Below are 265 nucleotides of genomic sequence, written 5' to 3'. Positions count from 1 at the left end.
ATCAGGATGTTGATTGTTTTGTATGCAAGAAATGGACTAAAGAAATTTGTTTGTGATCCCATTCTCGTTTCTGCATATGAACAAAAAAGCCCCGCACATGGGCGGGGCTGAATGCTGCGAGTCTGCGACGGTGACTTATCCCGGAAGCGTCCAGTCAGGTCGTTCAAAATGGCAGGTATAGCCGTCGGGATTATGCTGCAGGTAATCCTGATGCTCTGGCTCTGCAGACCAGAACTCACCGGCCTGCTCTACTTCTGTCACCACG

At 49.8% G+C, this 265-nt stretch carries 1 protein-coding gene; it reads right to left on the bottom strand.

The features are described from left to right. Positions 1-135: 135 nt before the first annotated feature. Positions 136-265: peptide-methionine (S)-S-oxide reductase (locus OH705_RS27625; protein ID WP_267303488.1), on the bottom strand; the 130-nt coding region annotated here is incomplete at its 5' end.

Source organism: Pseudomonas sp. BJa3 (assembly GCF_026343815.1).
GTDB lineage: Bacteria > Pseudomonadota > Gammaproteobacteria > Pseudomonadales > Pseudomonadaceae > Aquipseudomonas > Aquipseudomonas soli.
The sequence above is the reverse complement of the archived record's forward strand: the minus strand, read 5'-3'. Positions and strand labels throughout refer to the sequence as shown.